We start from the raw sequence: 18,885 nt of genomic DNA, 5'->3' as shown, positions 1-18,885 counted from the left end.
TAAATTGGGCAAAGATCGGGGCAAATTGCCAACCATTGCATGTCTGTTTGCTTGTTTGATGGCTTGTATTATTTGGGAATTAAATTAAGTCGCTGAGTAGATCGGAGATTTCGCCTTGGGCATTAGTGCGGTTGTCATCGTAGAGCATTAGCGTATCGAGTTTTTTATGCCTCGAGAGCTTTTGGACTTTGCGGACATTGCCATTGGTGGCATCCAATGCAGCAGTAATCGCAGAATGTCGGATGCGGTGGGGTGACATTTGTTTAGAAATTCCAGCTTGTTTTGCTGTTTTATTCACAAGTCCGTAAATCGAAGCGCCTGATAATCGATGTCCCAAGTTAGCAGAGTCGAGAGCTGAGAATAATGGCTGGTTTGGATCGTGAGATTCAATGTTTGCAAGCCATTCTTGAATTGCAAGCGTGGTGGCTTGGCTGAGACTAATGGAAGTTTGCTGCGATCCTCTACCTTTACCTAGAATCTTTAGCGATCGCGTGTCGGGGTCAAAATCACCAATATTCGTGCCTGCAATCTCATTACGACGCAGGGCGTTATCCCACAGCAGTCGCAGAATTGCGTAGTCTCTTTTGCCTGTGAGAGTTTCGCGATTGGGAACCTCTAGCATCGCTTTAATTCCTGCTGGTTTGATGCCTGTGGTATCTCGATAGGTTTGAACCGTTTCACCTTGGACTTCATTTAAGTTCCATAGGCAGTGACCGAGTTTGCCAGCATAGTCAACGAGAGATTTAATCGCGGAGAGCCGACGGTTGACTGTCGCTTCTTTAAGATTTCTGGCAATCATCGCGGATTTGTATTTCAAGACCAGCGCGATCGCGTCAAATCGCTCTAGCCTTAAAAACTGTCTGACTAATTCCTCAGAGGGCAAGCGATCGTAAGCTGCTAAAAAGAAGTATTTCAAGTCTTTTTCGTAGGCTTTTTTGGTGTTGATGCTACGTTTGTCTGCCAGAAGGGCGGCAATTAGGTTGATATCTCTTGAGAGATAAGACTGAGATAAAGGGGTAGATACTTCTGGGTAAATTTCGATAGGAATCAGGGCTTCTTCGCGATCGCGTAAATTTTCTGTCTCTATTTTTAGCTTTTTAGGCATATCTGTAGGCTCGATCGCCGAGGCTCGGATGCGATCGGGTGACATTTGCTGCCGTTTGTTGGAATTGATGCCAATCTTTCTAGCTGTTCTTGCGGTAATTTTATAGATTGCAGTACCCGTAAGCCTGTGCCCCCAACTAGCTCGATCTAAAGCAATAAATAGCGGTTGGTCTAGCGATGGATCGAATTCTAATTTTTCACGATTTACTGCATGTAATCTGGCATCTAACCAATTTTGAATTGCCGCATTCGTTTCGGGACTGAGCTTTATCGATCGCGATCGGTGCTGATGCTGAATCTTTTTACTGACCTTGAGGGTTGACTGCTCAAAATCAAAGTCACTGATACTGGCTGCGGATACCTGTTGCCGTCTGAGCGAATTTTCGTGGAGTAGGAGCAAAAGGGCATAGTCTCTTACGCCAATCAAGGTATTGCGATCGAGGATAGATAACATACCCTGAATATCCTCTGGATTTATACCTAGCTTAGTTTCATCGATCATAGAACACCTCTAGAAACAGTGATTTAAGCGATCTCTGGACGGTACTGACATCCTATCATCTTAGGTTATGAATATTTTAAAATGGTTATGATTGCGATAATGGCTCTGAGGCGAAGTCTGCAACCCTCTCTGGGTAAGGAAATGGGCGTTTTTCTAGCTTGGATACCAATTAAAATCCAAGTTCAGCGTAGTGTTATCTAGCACTGGCAATACTTCTACGAAGTTTATTCCTAGAGTTCCATCGTTACTAGTTAGTACTCCTGTCGCAGTAATTACCGATGGACTTGTCCCGCTATTTGTAGACGCACTCGTTATTTTTAGATTCTCTGGAATATAGCTAGATCCACTATCCCAGATGACTTTAAACGCCCAACATCCTGAGCCATAGAGACCAAACTCACTGCCTAGGTCAAACTGCATCGGATTGGAGTTAGGACTAGGCAGAATAGCAATTGGCTCGCCAAAGTCAAACCCGCTTTCAATAGATGCTGATGGCAGAGGAGAGTGATAGACCCGTATTTCAGATAATTCGCTGTAAGTGAAAGATGCCAAGTCATTAACAAATAAGTTGGAGAATCTGTCATCAGATGTATTCACCCATCCTCCAATAGAAAACATATGCCGAGAAAAATAAAGCTTCCTATTCCTCCAATCCCAATATTGCAAACCTTGCTTCTCAGGAATAGATGTAGGCAACCCATCTCCAAAGAGAAACGCACCTTGAGCGCTATCCGCAACGAGTAGCTCTAGATCGCCTTGAGTTGTGCTAATGGCTCTATAGAGCCTCTTGTCACTACCGATAAGAATTTGATCCGCGAAATCAGCAGTCACGTTAGACGGTAAGCCAGTAAACACTTTGGCTTTGGCATAATGCAAGTCCGTAGTTAGTTCTGAATGTCTCATTGTTCTATCCTTTTAAAATTACATTTGTCCCATCGGTCACCACGTCACCATTCGCGACCAAGATGTTATCGAAGATAGCTAAATCAATTGATTCGGCATCAATTCTAATCTCTGACCAGTCATTCACAGATAGAACCCCTTTTGAAATCCATAGCCGTCTTGACGATGGATTGAACCACATGAGTCCTACCATTGATGGGGCTGTGTCTGGGTCGTGAGTTATCACAACAATAGTAGGCTGTTCGTTAACTGGCAATAGTTCGATTGGTGTGTTGTTAAGCGGGTTTTTGATTGGCATTATTTTAAGGGCTGTAGCCCAACTGGTTGAGTACTTGTCCACAAATCAAAGCGAATTATATCTTGGTCTAGGATTGACCCATCTTCAAAGGCTTTGCCCACAGTTTTACCAGTAACGCTTGTTTGTGATGTGGGCTTGCGAACTAAAAGAGTTCCGTAAGCTGGGTAAATCTTTACGGTCTTCTTTTTTAATCGAACATTCTTTTTATCACCTTCCTCTGAGAAGTGCCAAGATATAGGCTTAGCAGTAGTTAGGGTCAAGAAATCTTTCATCCTGTTTTCTGCCTCTGATTTTGATGCCGCGTAAACAGACATGATTCTCTCGTTATCCAACTTAACCCAACACTTGAAACGCCCCCAGTTATAGGGCTTGCAAACTCTCTTGATTTTGTCCCAACTGAGCCCGACGATCGCGTCTGGGATTGTGATCTCTTTTTGCTTTGCAACTTCCCTCGTTCCATTGGCTTCCTTGTAACCCCATGGTGGGGATTGCTTTGTTTTGTAAACGATGACAAGCTGCCGTCGCAGGACTTTGGTTGAGGCGAAGTCTTCCGCAGGTTGACCGACAATTTGACCGATATCTTTACTGACAAGTAGTCTATGCTGTGCAAGCACTTCAGGAATCATTGATTTTAATTCCGTCTCAGTCCCAGTCAGTAAGATTTGTCCTTCTTTCTTATTCGCAATCCGTTTGTCTGGAGTAATTCTGACAGTCCTGCGTTTCCCGTGTTGCTTTTGGTTTGCTTGTTTCGCCCCTTCATAAGCAGCCGTTAACTCATGAGCAACAATATACCCCCCCTCAAAGAAGCTTTCTTCTGCTTCCTCAACAAGCGATCGTACAAAAGCTTGGAGGTATTTATTATCGATTGAGGACACTCTATCTTCCTGCCATTTCTGGAAAGATAATTCTGGTTGCCCGTCGTTGCCCCATTTCTCCTTGATGTATTTAGCGTTTTGCGTGCCGAAGTAAGCTTCTAGAGTGTCTAGGGGAATTGTCTTGAACCACTTTCTGATATTGATGTAGGTCGTTGTTGCTGCCCCTTGCGCAAGTACTCTTGCAGTTTGCTGCAAAGCACCTTTAAAAGCATTGCCTAACTCGTCAAGTCCTTCAGCCCCTGCTTTGGTTGCTACAGTCCTTGCTAAAGTGGCACTGCCAACTACAGGCAGGAAAAAAGCCACACCATAACCCAAGCCGATCGCGACTGACCAGCCTATAGCCTTGCCTAACGTTCCACCCCAAATTGATGCAAGCGAAACTAACTGACTATCAAAAGATTTCTCTAGCTGATCGTCTGTAGCATTCCAATTAAAATTCTTGAGGGCGATATAACCTTGATGTAACCAAGTGAATAAGGTTGAAAATGTTGCTACACCAATATTTAGCAAGAAACCGACAGCACTAAATATAAATTTCCCTGTCTCAAAAAATGGCTTTAGGAAGTTTCCTTCCTCATCCTTTTTCCTAGATACTGGGTGGCTTGGATCGATAATTCTGAAACGATTTTCCCCAGTAATCGCTTTACGGATTTGTCTTGATGATAGAGCTTGCTTAGCCAGTGTCAAAGCACTCATAGGTTTTTACCTCCAAACCCATCGGACAGTTTGACCTCATCAACTTGTATGTCGGGCGTTATCTGCCCCTCGTTGAAAATACTATTAGGGTTGTTTAGTAGATTCTTGTATCTATCCCAAGTCTCATCAGAAGTCTTAGTACTGCCTGATTCTAGTGCTGCCTCAATCTCTCTCTGGAATAAGTCTTTTTCGTTCTTCCCACGGAAAAACACCCCTTTTATGATTCCTGCTGAGAATAGCAACTTTTGCAGGTAAGTTACTAAGTTCTCTTTGTCCGTATCTTTCCATCCAGATATTTCAACATCACTCTCTCTCAGTACTTGAGCTACATCGCTAGGGTCACCAGTATAGTCAAGTGCTGAATGTATTTTCCGCTTAACTGGCTCTCCTCTATATCCCAGCCAAGATGCATTGGCTTTAACATAATCCTGAGTTGTTACAGCCATGTTCTTTACGGCGAGAACCTCAGAAGCCATACGGGTTAGGAAATTCAGGATAAGTTCGCTGTTTATCGTACCTCTCACGTTCATACCGTACATTTCAGCCATGCCTTCAGCAAGGTTTGGTATGTCAATTATTTGCTCTTGATCGCCTGACTTTAAAGGATCGATATCCTTAATTTTTATTTGCAGGGGAAACTCACCGATTAGCCCATCCAATTGCTTGACGATCCAAATAAGGAAAGCCCCTGTAGAGGTTATGGTAGTTGTTTCCGTGCCGTTCCCTATAAGTGTTGATGGCACGGTAATAGGGTATTCATTAGACCCGTTTGTTTGTTCAGCTCTTTTCGCAAACAGTTCTATCAAGTCTGGAAGATTAGTTATCACCACATTGCTACCTACTCCCCCAGTAGAATAGGCTTTTGGAAGTTTATTCCCTCCAACTGTTTGTAAAACCATTCTAAGCAGATCGTTTGTCTCATCACAACATGGCATGTCTTTGGGGCTCTCTGGAGTAGGTTTGTAAGGTGGTTGCTTGTCTCTCGGACGTACAGGGCTGAATCGTGGGGCTGGGAAATTACATGACGGGATAATCCCGACTATCTCCCATGGAGCAGGAAAAGTTTCAAAAAGCTCTGCCATCTTTTCATCGACATCACTGAATCCACTGTCAGTATTAAATCCTACACTTATCCATTCTATTCGGTATCTTGGTACAGGTGAGGGATTCTCGCTAGGCACTCTCTCAGTTGACTCCAGTAGGATATAACTTTCATTGTAATTACTCAGATCGGGCATGGATGCAGGATAGGGCGAAAAACCACCTGTGTACCCAGGGATGTTATCGTATCTAGCTGCATAGTCCCCCCCAAATTGCTCCGCTTTTACGTCGTATACATGACCAATCGTCTCGTTGTAATAATTCAGCGCGAATTCTGTGTGTATGTAAAACGAAAGTATCACCCGTGCTGTGCAGACACTAGGTAGAGGGCTTATTTTAGGTCTAGGAGGTAGAGGCTTATTTATCGAATAGCTGCCACTAGGCTTAGGAGGTGGAATAAATGGGTTGTGTCCACAGACAAATAAAGGAGCCCCAGTAACGAAAACTACGACGGGTGTAAGTCTCACACAGGTTGTTTGCCCGTAGTTCTTTACGTCAACCTCATACCCTACTGGCAATATAGATAAACCACTGCCACCACAATAGGGGCTGTTTGGATATCTCTGGCAGTCTCTTGGATCTACCCCATCAGGCGAACTAATGCCAATTCCCCCCGTCGGAACTTTAACAGGCGCTACACCATAATTAGGCTCTTGGCTCCTACCCTTGTTGACCAAGTTGATAGCATTTTGAGCTATCTGTAAACTTCCCATGAATGTTATCCTCTCTGGATTTAGCTTTGGGATTGATATTTAGAGTAAGCTCTCAGATGACGGATTAATCAATATCAAATCGTTCATCGGTACGAATCTTTCAAGTCTGAGCAATAGTAATTCTGCTTCAACGATGCCCATGTTATAGGGTAATTGGAATTGCTTGGCTCCAAAGTCAGAGCGGTTCTCAGCATAAAGCCAGTTATCAAGGTCAAACATCTAAGTACACTCCAAGCCTGTAAGGATTGCGTTCCCAGTCGATATCGCGTTAATAGAACCTTTGTATAAATTTGAGAAGTTAATCTCATACGACCCGCCATTAGGGTACAGAGTGATCCCTTTGCCTATCTCGGCTGGGGCTCCATAATTCAACCATATCGCCCTATCGGGGCTGATATTTGTAAGTGTTGCTTGTAATCGGTTTGGATTGACAGGGAGAATGATTTGACTGGTATTAGTGACAGTCCAGTCAAACGCTTGAGAAATTAAAATTTCTCTCTGGTCAGTGGGAAGAGAAACAATCTCCTCTCGGACAGAACCGAATAAAGTAACATGGTCGTTACTCTCTAACAGCCCATAACCTGCATTGATAATACGAGCCCCTAGCAACGCATTATCAGCCAGATCGAACGATGGGTTATCCGTCAAATAAGGCAAGAGATTTAAGGTGTAATAGGGGACTCGATTGAGCAAGCTGACAGATGCGATCGGTAGCCACCCAGCCCCAGACACTTTAAACAGGATTTCTAGCTCTTTACGAGCGGCTAACCACTCCATATCTCTCACAGCAGTTAACCTTTCTGCTCTTGTGGCGGTTGCTTCTAGGTCTGGGATTGGTGACTCTGGTATTGAGTTGACATCCACTCGCACGCGCAAGGAAGTTATGAACCCATAAAAACGCAGGCTAGCAATCCTATCTAGCCCTGTGGTTAAAGATGGTTGGTAGATCGTTCGTATTCCTGAATCATTTACGGCAAATGGTTCGAGAATATTTCGCGATCGCTGTATTGATTGTTGAATGCTACCCATAGACCCTCTTTATTAAATAAGCCCGTTCTTTCATGAGCTGGTTGTAAACCGCCTGCGTACTCATCCCTAGTTCTCTGGATAGCCTAGCCAAAAGGTTCCCTCTAGGGTTGTAGCGATATGGTCTCCCCCATCTACCTTTTACTCTGCGGATAGCACGCCTACTGCATGTTTTTAGCCTTTGATAGCAGATTAATTCCATGGTCAAAAATCTTAATAATTGCCTAGATATGGACTTGTCTTAAGAAATACCCTTAAGGGTTCTTCTATGCCTAGTATCCCATGTACATCAGTTGTAGTAAGTATTTATACCTATTAATTTTGAAAAAATAATGTTAGGTTTTGGGTACAACTATCAACCAAACCCTAAAACAATGGCTGCTGATTTAACTTTTGCTAATTTAAACACTGCTCTCGGTGGTTCTGTGCTTTCTGCTACGGGTGCAGTTTTATCAATTGATTGCTCGTTACTAATGGGTGAAACTGGTATCGCTTTGACGGATGCGAAGGTATCTGAGTTCATGACTCGTGTTTTAGATGCCTGTGCCACCGCTCAAGTTGCCTATAACTTGGCTAACCCTACAGCTCAACTTGCTGGGTTCCCCCCTTCTAATGGTGGAGTGCCAGAACTAGATCCAACTGACGGCAAATACTACATCACGACTCGCCAAGAGATGTTGTCTCGCGCACCAATCAACAAGAATGAAACGACTGGTGTTTTAGCCTAATCCTTTTGATACTAGTGCTTTCCACCCAATTGGAAGACACTAGTATCCTTAACAATTTCTAGCAAAAAAACTCATATATAGCAGGTGGAACAATGTCACGACTCGTATCCGTTGCAATGGAAAATGCTTACGCTGGTGTTAGCTATGCGTTTAGAACCCCAATCAAACAGGCTGAAAGCACTGTTTTAGGACATACGGCGGTAACTGCTACTACAGCAGTAGATAAGCTGATTTTTGGTGCTAACCATCCAAAGCCAGCAAGAGCAACAAAAGCATTTGCTACTGGCACAACCAGTTCGTTTGTATCCAGTTCGTCAATAGTAACAGCCGATCAAGCTGGTTGGGATATCCAGTCAACAAAATCTAAGGGATTCAAGACGGGTGGAAGATTCTCACTTGTGGTTTATCTGACACTGAATAACATTCGATATGCTTGGGCTATTTCTAAACGCCGTTGGGCAAAGGTTCAAACTATTGCTAATGCGATGGGAATCAAGCGTGCTACTGGGACTGAGACTAATTTGGTATTCGGTGCAACTTTCCCAAAACCGCCGATCGCAAAAGTCTTTATCGCAAGTGCAGAAAATGGTGGCTTTGGCTCTAAGGTGGGCGTATTTTACGATCCTGAGTCGGCTATCTTGCCAGAGGGGACACCACACGGCGGTGGAAAATATTCTCAAGCTCATTGGGCTAAAATCGTTCAATAGGCGGTAATATGGAACGCTTTATCATGCTTCCTAGTGATGCTGGCTTTTACGATATCCTGCATAAACGATTGCCACCATCACTAGGTGAGAATAACTGTTACATACCAAGAGCTGACAGTAACATTCTAGAGGCTGTTAACTTACAGACAGCTATAGAGTATGCAATGGGTGGAGAAATGGATGAATGCCGATTTGGTAATGTAGAAGATGGCATGGAGTCAAATTACACAGATAACGTTATCGGCTCAGACGATTACGACTGTGATGATAACGACGGGTTTGAACAGTCCCTTGATTGGCTTCAAAGCCATAAACAAAGCGACTGGAAAGAACTGGCTAAAAGCTGGTAGGGCATTCCAAATCTCTGACAACAATTACTTCACTCTGAAGCAGATGTATGTCGGCTTTGAAGGGCAAAACGCTTACCATATGGATTTATCGCTAGGTTCATATGGTATTTATTTCCGTCCTGTTCATTGGCATTTAGGAATAGATTTAATCCTGTCTCGTTGGGATGGGGACTTGCTGCCAAGTACTGCTAACGATGGGAATATCACCGATGTTGGGCTAGGGCAGACTACAGAAGATATCGGGCTGCTATTTAACGCTGGAATTCCACTCAACTAAAGGAAGATAAAATATATGAACTTCGGTAGAGCCTCTCTCGTATCTGGGAATCAAGCCGTACTTGGCTTTAAGCATGACGATCTTTTTGTCGGCTGTGAGCCTGTACCTGATTACATTTTGTTTTACTGGAATTCAAGGAATGGGAATCAGGTTAATAAATTTAAGATGGAATGGGACAAAGAATTTCCCATAGAATTAACCTCTATAGCAGGGGGAGAGAACAATAGAATCTCAGAACTTAGAGTCTATCAGGGGTTGCAGTCTAACTCAGGCAATACGATCGCATGGACTTGTAATTTCCAAAACGCTCAAGGGTCATATGGTTACATGCCTTACCAATTCCCTCTCGGTGCTATGTTGCCCCCAAAAAGTTATATCGAATTTAATCTTGATACTAGCTGTAGTTGGTTGCAAATTATTGGCAAACCATGCCATCCAATAGAAACAGGTATTCTAACCCCACAGAACTAACGTGAAGAATAAATGGCAGGCTATTATCGTTGCTCAGAGCCCTACCCCACTCCCTACAACCCAGTCAAACTTCAACCTATCTCCATTAGAAGCAGGGCTGCTTACTGTGATTATTTCAGGACTTACAGCCCTTGGAGTGCCAAAGCTACTTGAATTATGGGGAAAGACAAAAGTAGAAGGGGTACAGTCCGATCGCCGTAGAGAGGATAGTGTCTATAAGACCTTACTGGACAACAGTCAAAAGGCTCAAGATAATTTGACGGAGACTGTTCGCACTTTGATGGCTAATCAGACTTCTCAAACGTCTGAGCTGTTCCAGTTAGCTAACATGATGGTTGTTGAGGTTAAAGAGCTTAGAGAAGTAGTCGCATCAATGGTTTTACAAGACCATAAGAAGACAGAAGCGATGGAGAGATTGAACTATGAGATTCAAGATCTAAAAAATATCATAGAACAGAAAACAGATATCACTAGAACCTAGGCTTTCTTAGGTCTAGCGATCGCATCGTAGGCATGAAAGAGACAGAGAACGCTGATTATCCAAATAGAAATCTCTGCATAACCATCTTGTGTATAGAGGTATGAATTTCCTCCCCTTGGCATGAATACGATCAGGATAGCAAAGGTAAATAGAAGGCTTAGAACCGTTACCACGAAAGCAAGTACTGCTTCTTTGATGCTGTTGATAGCTGGCAATTTCTTACTGTGTGACTCTGCCTTTTTGCCTAATAGCCAACTATGAATGTAGGCATAGGCTATGAATGGCAGAAGTGATAAGCCTATGAACAGAGCAACTATTAATCTTTCGTTCTGAGCAGTAATAATTTCGCGCCCAAACATTCGCAGCAGTTGCCCAGTCAGCCCTACTATAAACATCAGTACGAAAGTTCTAAGAAAACTAACAGGACGAGGTATCCAAGGTGACATGGCTCATTTCCCTACACTCTCCGCGATCGCAACGAGTCTATCAGAAACCGCTCGATAGATATAAGTCAGTTCTGTTATGCTCATTGAATCAACCTTTTGAGCAACTGCCAAGTAGTTTATTGAATCATCTATCTGCTTATCTTCTTCCCCCTCAAGATAGCTCATTAATTCTTCTAGGCTAAAGCCTGCAATCTTAGCGATTTTGGTTAGGTTTGAAGCCCCTGGAGTAACCTCAGCATCTTCCCATGATTGAATAGCACCATAGGTTACGCCTATCATCTTGGCGAATTCCTTCTGAGTGGCATTCCCGCGAAGCTGTTTGATTAAGAGCGCAAGTCGTGCTTTAGCATTGCTATCCATACGCATTTACGCATTTACATGTATATGTTTTAGCACAAATACGTGTATGAGTATTGACTCTTTCGTGTTTTTGTGTTTACACTTATATCTGTATTTGCTAAACAGACATATATGTATTCAACAGACACCAAGTCACGGCTAAATATCACTATTGATAGTGGTATTGATGAGCAGTTGCGCGTTTTATCCGCCCGACATCGGGGTTCAACCCTTAGCAGCATCGTTGAAGATGCCCTCAGACATTGCTTGGAGAATCGCCATTTTTTGGAAAGACTCAAAGCCAAACACGAAAAAGAGCCACAGTACTAGACCTTTCTAGGACGTGGCTCTTTTTTTGCCAACAAAAAGCGATCACCGTAAGCGATCGCTTGATTCAGTTGAAGTTAACAACAACCAACAGTATAAACCCATGCCCACAATCACTCAAAGAACGCTCAATCTTTATCTTTCAAAAGGCAGATACACGATCTACGACCCTATGGGGAAATCAATGGCTCATTATCAAGACGATGACATCAATGTTTTGTCCCGCTGGCTGTGGTCAGACCTGACCAGACTTACCAAGCGTGGCTATGACGTAAAAATCTCTCGTTGTGAGATGGAAATGCATGGCTAAACCAATCTCCTACTATGTAAGGCTTTCAGCCCTTACCACCAACGAACTAGCATCCCTGTCACCCCATGAGCAACTCGATCTAGCGAGAGGGCTAATTGAGGTTGCACAGGCGATCGCACTGAAAAAAGCAGAGGAACCCCGACATGGAAAGTAGAGACGATCTAAGCCAAGACGCGAAATCCATAGCAGGTAAAGCCTTGATGCTAGCCGATGCCCTAGAGCAGATCGCTGGCAATCTGAACAATTACATCGTTGCCATGCGAGGCGATCGGGCTGACTGGGGAAACAATGCAGGGCTACACCTAGGGCGAGAGGAATATGGAGTATTTGCCGACCTCTGGAATGCCAGAGAAGAAGCAAACTCAGTCCTACATTGGATTTCACAAACCACTGAAGAAGATGCGATCGAATATCTAATTGACCACGAATAACCAAAGTAAGCAGCCATGAAACAGACCCACCACCAAACAGAAATCCTTGAAAAGAACTACGGTAAACAGCTCTGTGGTTACGCCACCATCGACGGCAAATATATTCCTGTGACTTTTCACCCTGCGATCGGTTGGTATTTCATGGATGCCGAGCTTTACTTTCATTTCATTGACGAACCAACCAGCGATCGCACCCTAACCCAGTGCGATCGCATTATTTCTACAACGAGGTAACTATGAAAGTCTGTCTGACAACCGCTAACCGTGAATTTATTCGTGAGGCTGAAATCCCCCCCTTTCAAACCGCCCCTACAGTCATTCTTTGGGGCGACAGAGTATTTATTCGAGACACGACAGTTAAACACGCATTCTATTTCAGAGAATGCTTTTTCTGCATAGTCAATTAACCAAGCGATCGCATTCATCACTTTGAGGAAACAGAAATATGTTAGACGCACTAGAATCGGCTAAAAGTACCCTTGTTCATTACCTTCAACTTGCCAGTGAGTCAGAGTTTAGCCATGCAAGTGCACGGCATGAAGAGATCGGAGGGCTTGTTGAGGACATCGTTAATGTAGCAGTATCAGAGGCTCTAGAAAAGATGCCAAAACCAACCGTAGAGCCTAAACAAGAGATTGCAGATGTAGCGATTACAGCTATCAATCAAATTCAGCTTTTACTATTCAGCATCCTGTGCGATGACAGTTTGACCCATCGGCAGAAAAACGATCGACTGAAGGAGATAGGCAGGAATTGCCTTGCCGCAAAAGTACAAATCACTTGCATGAGCCCTAGATATCAGGATGACTTCTAACTATGCCACTTAGAACCTATACAGAGCTTAGTCTCAGAGAGAAAATTGTCCAGTGCAGATATATGAAACGCTTGCACTACAAACACTTTGAAATTGCTTATGAACTGCAATTACCCAGCAAGGTGATCACGCACATCCTGACGCATTCAAACCCATTTGATACAGCAGAAGAAATTGAGGCACGAATCAAACAAGATTACAAAGATCTCTAATATGTTCAATATCACCCATCACGTTGATTTTGACAGCAAGGGCAGAGCACAATGCCCTTGCTGTCTTTCTGTTGGTAAAACAGCCAAGAATTTAGCCCTAATCCCAAACACCGATGGGGCATACAAATGCCATCGCGGCTGTACTCCAGACGATATCCGATCCGCAATTGGGCACCCCAGGAACGAAGATGTCCAAATCCCCAAAGCGATCGCCACCAACGCCAGGACAAACAAGCCAAAATATCACACACCGCAAGAGCTAAAAGCCAATACTGACAAGCTATTGACTCAAAGCAAACTTGCAAAGCAGTGGTTGAGCGATCGCGGCATCGATGCTGATGACATAGCCCGACATCGGCTTGGTATTGTCACCAGAAAAATTATTACGTCTAAAGACCCCTTTGAATTTGAGATGCTGCCCTGCATCTCCATACCCTACGAAATCAATACAGGTCAGTGGCTCCAGAAATATTATGTTTTGCCTTGGCTGCCTAAAGCAGAAAGAGTGAGTAAAAAAGGCGTAGAACTGCAAAGGGTGCAACAAGACTCAGGTTTAGCCGCTACTTGGTGGTTTACTCGCAAGTCTGAAAGCAAAGAGCTTTGGGTCTGTGAGGGTGAATGGGATGCCATGGTCATGGCGAAGATTGCACAAGCCGATGTGGTCACATCAACGACGGGCGCGGGTAATGTGCCCAAAGACCTTTCACCATTTGACCAATACCAACAGATAACTATTTGGTATGACCTTGACGATGCGGGCAAAGTTGGAGCTGAAAAGTTAGCCAATGCGATTGGCCCAAGGGCAAAGATTGCCACAGTTCCCCATAAGCCAGAGTCAAAGGAAGGCTGGGACATATCTGATGCAATCAAAGACGGTTTTACCATTGACCAATTTAATGAGGCTGCCAAATTAGCGATCGCGCCGCCGTGGCCAGCGGGTAAAAAATCAGCCCTAAAAGACAGGCTCAGTACCACTGCTGAATTAATGGCAAGAGCCAAAGACTACACCGATTGGCTGATTGATGAAATTCTGCCTATCAATGAGTTAATTCTGCTAGCTGCCTCACCAAGAGCTGGTAAATCACTAATGGCTATGAACATTGCTCAGTGTGTAGCTAGTGGTAGCAACTTTCTAGACAGACCAGTTACCCAAGGCAGTGTGATTTATGTCCAGTGTGAAGACTCAGAGACAAAGACCAAACAAAGAGCGATCGCTCAGGGCTGGGATGAAAACTTACCAGTGTATTGGCTGGAGAAATTCAAACTGTCGGAGCTGTCGGAGCTGATCGATTTAGCAAAAGAAATTGAGCCAAGGCTGATCGTCCTAGATACCCTATCCAGAGTCAGAGACGATAACACCACAGAATCAAGTGCAGAGATGGGCAGAATCTTAGAGCCACTCCAAGAATTTGCCCGTGACCATAACTGCTGCATCTTGCCCATTCACCACACAGGCAAAATCAAACTTGAGTCAGCCGATGCCCTTGACGTATTTGAGACCATCCGAGGTAGTAGCGCCATCAGGGCAACTTGTCGAGGGACATTAGTGATTGCAGCAAACGAGCAAGGCTATCGACTCTGCATTGAAAATGGCTACAACAAACAGGACTTAAAGGTAAGCCTAGACCTGAATACACTAACGTGGCGACTGCTTGGTAAATGGGGAATTCAAGCCGATGCCAGTCAAGCAGATCAGGTTTTGGACTATCTGACAAAGGTTGAACATGCAACCCTTGAACAGCTACATGAATCTGTAGGTATCAATAAGCCAAGTTTGTATAAGGTGTTGTCGCGGTTGGTGCATGACGAGAAAATCTCTAAAACTGGCTCTAGGAAAGCGGTTGTCTATTCTCGCTTGCTGCAAAAACTCGCTAAAGCGCAATCTGACATATCAGACATGTCAGATACGTTGTCAGATTCGGAAACTCGCACGGTACAAAGCATAGAGGTGCTATCTGACAAAAAATCAATTTCTCTTTTATCTGACAACATGCAGGTACAAAAATCTGTTGGTGACACCACACCAGATCGAAGCAAGTTGTCAGATTGTCAGGTAAGTAGCTCAACACCTGACACAGCAAGCGTTTCCGAATCTGACAAGTTACCTGACAAAACCAAAGTTGTCAGATACGAGATTGGCGATCGCGTCGAAATCAGGACAGGCAGATTTACGGGTAAAGCCGTTGAGGTAGTTGGTTTTGATGGCGAATTGTACGAGGTCAAGGGCAAGACTTGGGCAGTAACCCAGTTCTACCCACAGCGCTATTTATTCAAGTTAGAGGTTGCACCATAAGGTTACGCCTGCCCATGGTTACGCCTGCCCAACCATTTCCGAAAACAAACGTCTGTTTACGAATATGAGCGACCAAGAATTAGCAACCATAATCGAAATCCTGCTCACAGAGCTGAAAAGGAGAATTCTGCCAGAGCCAGAACAACCAAAACCCGTTGAATTATTATCGCAACCAGAAAACTCGATACCATTGGTAGCAGACTATGTGAAGGGTGATGTTTTGCCGCGCGATCGGTACGAAAAAGGGCAGATGATTCTCTGGCAAAATCCAGCGAGCGGAGGTCAATTAGCTTGCAAAATCATTGATGTGATTGACTCTGACAGATATGTGATTTTCACCAAGGGTTGGCGAAAAAATCGGATCGCAACCAGTGCCCAGATAGTAGGGCTCTATATATCCCGTTAGGTTACGAAAAACGGTAGCTTACGGTAATGGCTCTTTACGCAAGCCAAATAAATTCGTAACCTTAAATTCGCAATCCTGTAAAACAAATGATCTTTCACCCAAGTGGGTGAACTGATCAGAGGAAGTTACACCCTAGAATCTGTCTATAGACTTACAAGAACAGTCAGAGTACGTCTTTAAAAAGTTGGATACCGTTATGATGCTTGATATTCAAGTGTTTGCACCTCGCGGAAATTTTGATAGTAGATATAGCGCTAAGTTTAGAGCCGAGATTGCTAATATTGCTCTCAAAAAACCAGATGTCTTGATCGTGGATATGCATAATGTCACCTTTATTGATAGCAATGGTCTAGGGACATTATTTGCAGCGAGCAAACTCACAAAAGTCTATGGAGGCAGATTGATTATCTGTTCCTTATCAGAACCAGTAAAATTTTTGCTCGAAGTAACTGCAACCTTCAAATATTTTGAAGTTTTTGCAACTCGAGAGGAGGCATTAAAAACGATCTTAGCTGTGCAGTTGGACAATTTGGAATGGTCTCCACGTAACCCAGACCATCCAAACAACAATTAATATTGCAGCCATAGAAGTCATGTACCAATAAGCAATTTTGAATTTGAATGTAGCTACTCGTTGTCTTATCAGAAAATCATGAGACTCTGCTTAAGTCTAGCTGTGATATAGTAAGACTTAAATTAAGCAAATACATCACCTATGGATTTTGAGTCTCAAAATACAAATGCTTCGCTTATGGATGTAGAAGCAATTCAAAAAGCACTTGGGCGATCGCGTCCTTCGATCTATCGTTATGCAAATACCGACCCAGAGCAGCTAAATACACCCTACAACCCTAAACTGCTCAACCCCGAACTTCGTAAAGATAAAAACGATCCGCTCTTATTCCACCCAACCGAGGTATCGCGATTTGCGCGAGACGTACTCAAAATTAAGCAAGTGACGATTCAGGTACAAGAACCTGCTGCTACAGTCACCAATCAACTGCTGCAAGAAATTTTGTGCGAATTGCGATCGCTAAATCAATTTCTACAAAACAAGTCTTAAATAAGTCTTGATAGGATCGCGATGAGTCTCATAAATAGAAATCAAGACTCATATTCAAGAATATGTCCAGTTGCGCGGAAAGACTCATTTCCATTAAGTTTTCCTGTCTTTGTCTCCATAATCTTGAATCCCTCGCTTAGATAAAGATGTAAGGCTGTATCATTACCACTCAGTACGGATGTAGATACGGTTTTACCACATCGATCGATCGCTTGGCGCAACAATTTTTTCCCAATTCCCTGTCGATAATAGTCAGGTGACACATATAACCAAGTCACCTCATCATCGGCAAAAGCGATAAATCCAACTACAGCTTCATTATCGCAAGCGACCCAAACTTCTCCTTCAAATAGTCCCTCATTTTCGAATGTAGCAGCCAATGAGAGAAATGCTTCGACACCAACTGAAGCTCTCAATTCATCTAATCTTGCTCTATCGTGAATATCTGCAATAGCATCCCAATCTTCAGAGTTATATTTCCTTAGCTGTATCATGAAAAGCTCTTAGATTTTTATTCTGTGTTGAATAGTTCAAAAATACAATCTCCTATTCATCTTGGGTTTGAAAGCATAACGTTCCCGCTAACCAGACGCAGACAATCTTGGCATCTCACCGATAACTTGACTTCGTTCCGGTTCAGCGGGATTGTTATGCCCCGACCACCTAACAATCACTTATCCTTGCGATCGCCGATAACTTCTCGGAACTCATCAACAAAGCTAATAATTTTTGATTGCTTAAACTTGGCTAAAAGTAGCCAAGTTTACTGGTTTCGGTATAACATTTGCTTAACCTTCAACCTGACTTGTCACGTGAGTCAAGTTGAAGCGGTTGTTAGATTGATATTTTTCTTGTAGCATGATTTATAATCCATTTAGTATTTGTATCATCAGACTTAGACCATTCAAATAATAATGTTCTTGTCGCTTCATAATTAACTTTTAAATAGTCAGTTACATTATTCGCAACAGACTTTTTAACAAATTTAACGCTATCCTCTTTCAGAATATCAAGAATTTCAAATACAGGTTCAGGCTTATCAATAAAAGTATCTAGTTTTGTAGCCCAAGGTAATTTGGGTCTACTTCCTTCTGAAGATAATCTTCTTAAATGGAAATTATTTGATTTCGCCCAAATTAATAATTGATATATTGTTTGATCAGGGAATTTTCTTAAGAAAGGTCGTATGGCATATTCTCCAGTATTTCTTTTTGTAATTTCCTCAATAGCACGCATTGAAATGTCAAAATTATCTATTCCAAATATTTCAACATATTTTCCAATGGGCATAACCCAATAGAAATCGGTAAACATCCCTGTTTCCTTTTGATTCTCTTCCCCAAGAATTGAAATTAATATACTAATTGATCTTTCATAGTCTTCAGGTAGATGCTTGTGTAACTCATTAGCATGTAACTCAATTCTTTGTTTATAGCCCAAATCATTTACTTTTAGTGATATGGCATTTGTATAAGATACATAATCAAAATCAGAAAAGACCGTTAGTATTTTTTCTGACAATAGTTCGGCAAGATTTACCCCAAAATACTGAGTAATACTCTTATCTGTCGTCATCTTAGCTCCTCCGCCCGAAAGGTAAATCTAACTGCTTAATTGAGCGGCAAGCGATCGCCTCTCAACAAAAATCTCTCAATATTGTCAGATCCAATGTTATTTTATGCCCCGATCGCTTACCAATTCTTTATCTTTGCGATCACTAATAATCTATCGGAACTCATCAACGAAGCAAATCATTTTTGAGGGCAGAATCTTGGCTGAAAATAGATAGCTTTGACGGACGTATCGGTTTCGGTATAACGGTTGAATTGAGCGGCTTTCGATATTTTTAAGATTGCTCCAAATTATAGCTCTTTAGTCCGTTCCAATGATTTTATGGGGAGACGAAAACAATCAAGCCGAGGAGACGACCATGCAACGAGTGATAGATTCATGTCCACTAATATATCGCATCGCTCCTTACATCAGACAAAGTATACCCTACAGAAAAGATT

28 protein-coding genes are annotated in these 18,885 nt (G+C 42.9%); 17 read left to right on the top strand and 11 right to left on the bottom strand.

Going from position 1 to position 18,885, the window contains the following annotated elements; translation table 11 throughout:
- Positions 1 to 79 precede the first annotated feature (79 nt).
- The 7 genes from ACP2WE_RS17190 to ACP2WE_RS17160 form a co-directional block, all read right to left on the bottom strand.
- A complete protein-coding gene (locus ACP2WE_RS17190) occupies positions 80 to 1,606 on the bottom strand; it encodes a tyrosine-type recombinase/integrase (protein WP_425216778.1) in 1,527 nt (508 codons plus the stop codon).
- 153 nt (positions 1,607 to 1,759) lie between these two features.
- On the bottom strand, positions 1,760 to 2,509 hold the full coding sequence (locus tag ACP2WE_RS17185) for a hypothetical protein (protein ID WP_425216777.1): 750 nt from the start codon (positions 2,507 to 2,509) through the stop codon (positions 1,760 to 1,762).
- Between the two features lie 4 nt (positions 2,510 to 2,513).
- Positions 2,514 to 2,807, bottom strand: coding sequence for a hypothetical protein (locus ACP2WE_RS17180; protein ID WP_425216776.1), 294 nt, complete (start codon positions 2,805 to 2,807; stop codon positions 2,514 to 2,516).
- Entirely contained in the window at positions 2,807 to 4,378 is a 1,572-nt protein-coding gene (locus tag ACP2WE_RS17175) for a hypothetical protein (RefSeq protein ID WP_425216775.1), read from the bottom strand. Before ACP2WE_RS17175 ends, ACP2WE_RS17180 begins: the two co-directional genes overlap by 1 nt.
- On the bottom strand, positions 4,375 to 6,192 hold the full coding sequence (locus ACP2WE_RS17170; protein WP_425216774.1) for a hypothetical protein: 1,818 nt from the start codon (positions 6,190 to 6,192) through the stop codon (positions 4,375 to 4,377). Before ACP2WE_RS17170 ends, ACP2WE_RS17175 begins: the two co-directional genes overlap by 4 nt.
- A gap of 39 nt (positions 6,193 to 6,231) precedes the next feature.
- The gene (locus tag ACP2WE_RS17165; RefSeq protein WP_425216773.1) at positions 6,232 to 6,411 is read right to left on the bottom strand and encodes a hypothetical protein; all 180 of its coding nucleotides are present in this window, start codon (positions 6,409 to 6,411) and stop codon (positions 6,232 to 6,234) included.
- The gene (locus tag ACP2WE_RS17160; RefSeq protein WP_425216772.1) at positions 6,412 to 7,221 is read right to left on the bottom strand and encodes a hypothetical protein; all 810 of its coding nucleotides are present in this window, start codon (positions 7,219 to 7,221) and stop codon (positions 6,412 to 6,414) included.
- Between the two features lie 371 nt (positions 7,222 to 7,592).
- Here ACP2WE_RS17160 and ACP2WE_RS17155 point away from each other — a divergent pair, with 371 nt between their 5' ends.
- From ACP2WE_RS17155 to ACP2WE_RS17130, 6 genes are all read left to right on the top strand, one after another.
- Positions 7,593 to 7,946, top strand: coding sequence for a hypothetical protein (locus tag ACP2WE_RS17155; RefSeq protein ID WP_425216771.1), 354 nt, complete (start codon positions 7,593 to 7,595; stop codon positions 7,944 to 7,946).
- 92 nt (positions 7,947 to 8,038) lie between these two features.
- Positions 8,039 to 8,653, top strand: coding sequence for a hypothetical protein (locus ACP2WE_RS17150; protein ID WP_425216770.1), 615 nt, complete (start codon positions 8,039 to 8,041; stop codon positions 8,651 to 8,653).
- A gap of 8 nt (positions 8,654 to 8,661) precedes the next feature.
- On the top strand, positions 8,662 to 9,003 hold the full coding sequence (locus tag ACP2WE_RS17145) for a hypothetical protein (protein ID WP_425216769.1): 342 nt from the start codon (positions 8,662 to 8,664) through the stop codon (positions 9,001 to 9,003).
- A 79-nt stretch (positions 9,004 to 9,082) separates the two neighbouring features.
- Positions 9,083 to 9,280: a hypothetical protein gene (locus ACP2WE_RS17140; protein ID WP_425216768.1), complete on the top strand. Its 198-nt coding sequence runs from the start codon at positions 9,083 to 9,085 to the stop codon at positions 9,278 to 9,280.
- A gap of 15 nt (positions 9,281 to 9,295) precedes the next feature.
- Positions 9,296 to 9,751, top strand: a complete 456-nt coding sequence (locus ACP2WE_RS17135) for a hypothetical protein (protein ID WP_425216767.1) — start codon at positions 9,296 to 9,298, stop codon at positions 9,749 to 9,751.
- 1 nt (position 9,752) lies between these two features.
- Complete coding sequence (locus ACP2WE_RS17130; protein WP_425216766.1) at positions 9,753 to 10,232, top strand: hypothetical protein; 480 nt, start codon at positions 9,753 to 9,755, stop codon at positions 10,230 to 10,232.
- Here the strand turns inward: ACP2WE_RS17130 and ACP2WE_RS17125 are convergent.
- Together ACP2WE_RS17125 and ACP2WE_RS17120 are read right to left on the bottom strand one after the other, a co-directional pair.
- On the bottom strand, positions 10,229 to 10,678 hold the full coding sequence (locus tag ACP2WE_RS17125) for a hypothetical protein (RefSeq protein WP_425216765.1): 450 nt from the start codon (positions 10,676 to 10,678) through the stop codon (positions 10,229 to 10,231). The two genes, ACP2WE_RS17130 and ACP2WE_RS17125, sit on opposite strands and share 4 nt — an antisense overlap.
- Before the next feature lie 3 nt (positions 10,679 to 10,681).
- Complete coding sequence (locus ACP2WE_RS17120) at positions 10,682 to 11,038, bottom strand: helix-turn-helix transcriptional regulator (protein WP_425216764.1); 357 nt, start codon at positions 11,036 to 11,038, stop codon at positions 10,682 to 10,684.
- A gap of 111 nt (positions 11,039 to 11,149) precedes the next feature.
- On the opposite strand from ACP2WE_RS17120, the gene ACP2WE_RS17115 reads away from it, so the two are divergent.
- The 11 genes from ACP2WE_RS17115 to ACP2WE_RS17065 all read left to right on the top strand — a co-directional run bounded on the left by ACP2WE_RS17115 (position 11,150) and on the right by ACP2WE_RS17065 (position 16,873).
- Entirely contained in the window at positions 11,150 to 11,347 is a 198-nt protein-coding gene (locus ACP2WE_RS17115; RefSeq protein WP_425216763.1) for a hypothetical protein, read from the top strand.
- Between the two features lie 25 nt (positions 11,348 to 11,372).
- Positions 11,373 to 11,654, top strand: coding sequence for a hypothetical protein (locus tag ACP2WE_RS17110; protein ID WP_425216762.1), 282 nt, complete (start codon positions 11,373 to 11,375; stop codon positions 11,652 to 11,654).
- A complete protein-coding gene (locus ACP2WE_RS17105; protein ID WP_425216761.1) occupies positions 11,647 to 11,808 on the top strand; it encodes a hypothetical protein in 162 nt (53 codons plus the stop codon). Before ACP2WE_RS17110 ends, ACP2WE_RS17105 begins: the two co-directional genes overlap by 8 nt.
- Positions 11,798 to 12,085 (top strand): hypothetical protein, encoded by a 288-nt coding sequence (locus ACP2WE_RS17100; protein ID WP_425216760.1) that lies wholly within the window; start codon positions 11,798 to 11,800, stop codon positions 12,083 to 12,085. Before ACP2WE_RS17105 ends, ACP2WE_RS17100 begins: the two co-directional genes overlap by 11 nt.
- A 15-nt stretch (positions 12,086 to 12,100) precedes the next feature.
- Positions 12,101 to 12,319 (top strand): hypothetical protein, encoded by a 219-nt coding sequence (locus ACP2WE_RS17095; RefSeq protein ID WP_425216759.1) that lies wholly within the window; start codon positions 12,101 to 12,103, stop codon positions 12,317 to 12,319.
- Between the two features lie 211 nt (positions 12,320 to 12,530).
- Positions 12,531 to 12,899, top strand: a complete 369-nt coding sequence (locus ACP2WE_RS17090; protein ID WP_425216758.1) for a hypothetical protein — start codon at positions 12,531 to 12,533, stop codon at positions 12,897 to 12,899.
- 2 nt (positions 12,900 to 12,901) lie between these two features.
- Positions 12,902 to 13,111, top strand: a complete 210-nt coding sequence (locus ACP2WE_RS17085) for a hypothetical protein (protein ID WP_425216757.1) — start codon at positions 12,902 to 12,904, stop codon at positions 13,109 to 13,111.
- A 1-nt stretch (position 13,112) separates the two neighbouring features.
- Complete coding sequence (locus ACP2WE_RS17080) at positions 13,113 to 15,404, top strand: AAA family ATPase (RefSeq protein WP_425216756.1); 2,292 nt, start codon at positions 13,113 to 13,115, stop codon at positions 15,402 to 15,404.
- A gap of 64 nt (positions 15,405 to 15,468) precedes the next feature.
- A complete protein-coding gene (locus ACP2WE_RS17075; RefSeq protein ID WP_425216755.1) occupies positions 15,469 to 15,810 on the top strand; it encodes a hypothetical protein in 342 nt (113 codons plus the stop codon).
- Positions 15,811 to 16,006: 196 nt separating this feature from the next.
- Positions 16,007 to 16,384, top strand: a complete 378-nt coding sequence (locus ACP2WE_RS17070) for an STAS domain-containing protein (protein WP_425216754.1) — start codon at positions 16,007 to 16,009, stop codon at positions 16,382 to 16,384.
- A 141-nt stretch (positions 16,385 to 16,525) separates the two neighbouring features.
- Positions 16,526 to 16,873 (top strand): DUF8631 domain-containing protein, encoded by a 348-nt coding sequence (locus ACP2WE_RS17065; RefSeq protein WP_425216753.1) that lies wholly within the window; start codon positions 16,526 to 16,528, stop codon positions 16,871 to 16,873.
- A 41-nt stretch (positions 16,874 to 16,914) separates the two neighbouring features.
- Here ACP2WE_RS17065 and ACP2WE_RS17060 read toward each other — a convergent pair whose 3' ends face one another.
- The gene (locus ACP2WE_RS17060; protein ID WP_425216752.1) at positions 16,915 to 17,367 is read right to left on the bottom strand and encodes a GNAT family N-acetyltransferase; all 453 of its coding nucleotides are present in this window, start codon (positions 17,365 to 17,367) and stop codon (positions 16,915 to 16,917) included.
- 340 nt (positions 17,368 to 17,707) lie between these two features.
- Positions 17,708 to 18,448 carry a DNA alkylation repair protein gene (locus ACP2WE_RS17055; RefSeq protein ID WP_425216751.1) on the bottom strand — a complete coding sequence of 247 codons (741 nt, stop codon included), beginning with the start codon at positions 18,446 to 18,448 and terminating at the stop codon, positions 17,708 to 17,710.
- Positions 18,449 to 18,885 lie beyond the last annotated feature (437 nt).

Origin of the sequence: Tumidithrix helvetica PCC 7403, assembly GCF_965232925.1 — a bacterium.
Lineage (GTDB): Bacteria > Cyanobacteriota > Cyanobacteriia > Pseudanabaenales > Pseudanabaenaceae > Tumidithrix > Tumidithrix helvetica.
This window is presented reverse-complemented; position numbering and strand designations above follow the sequence as displayed.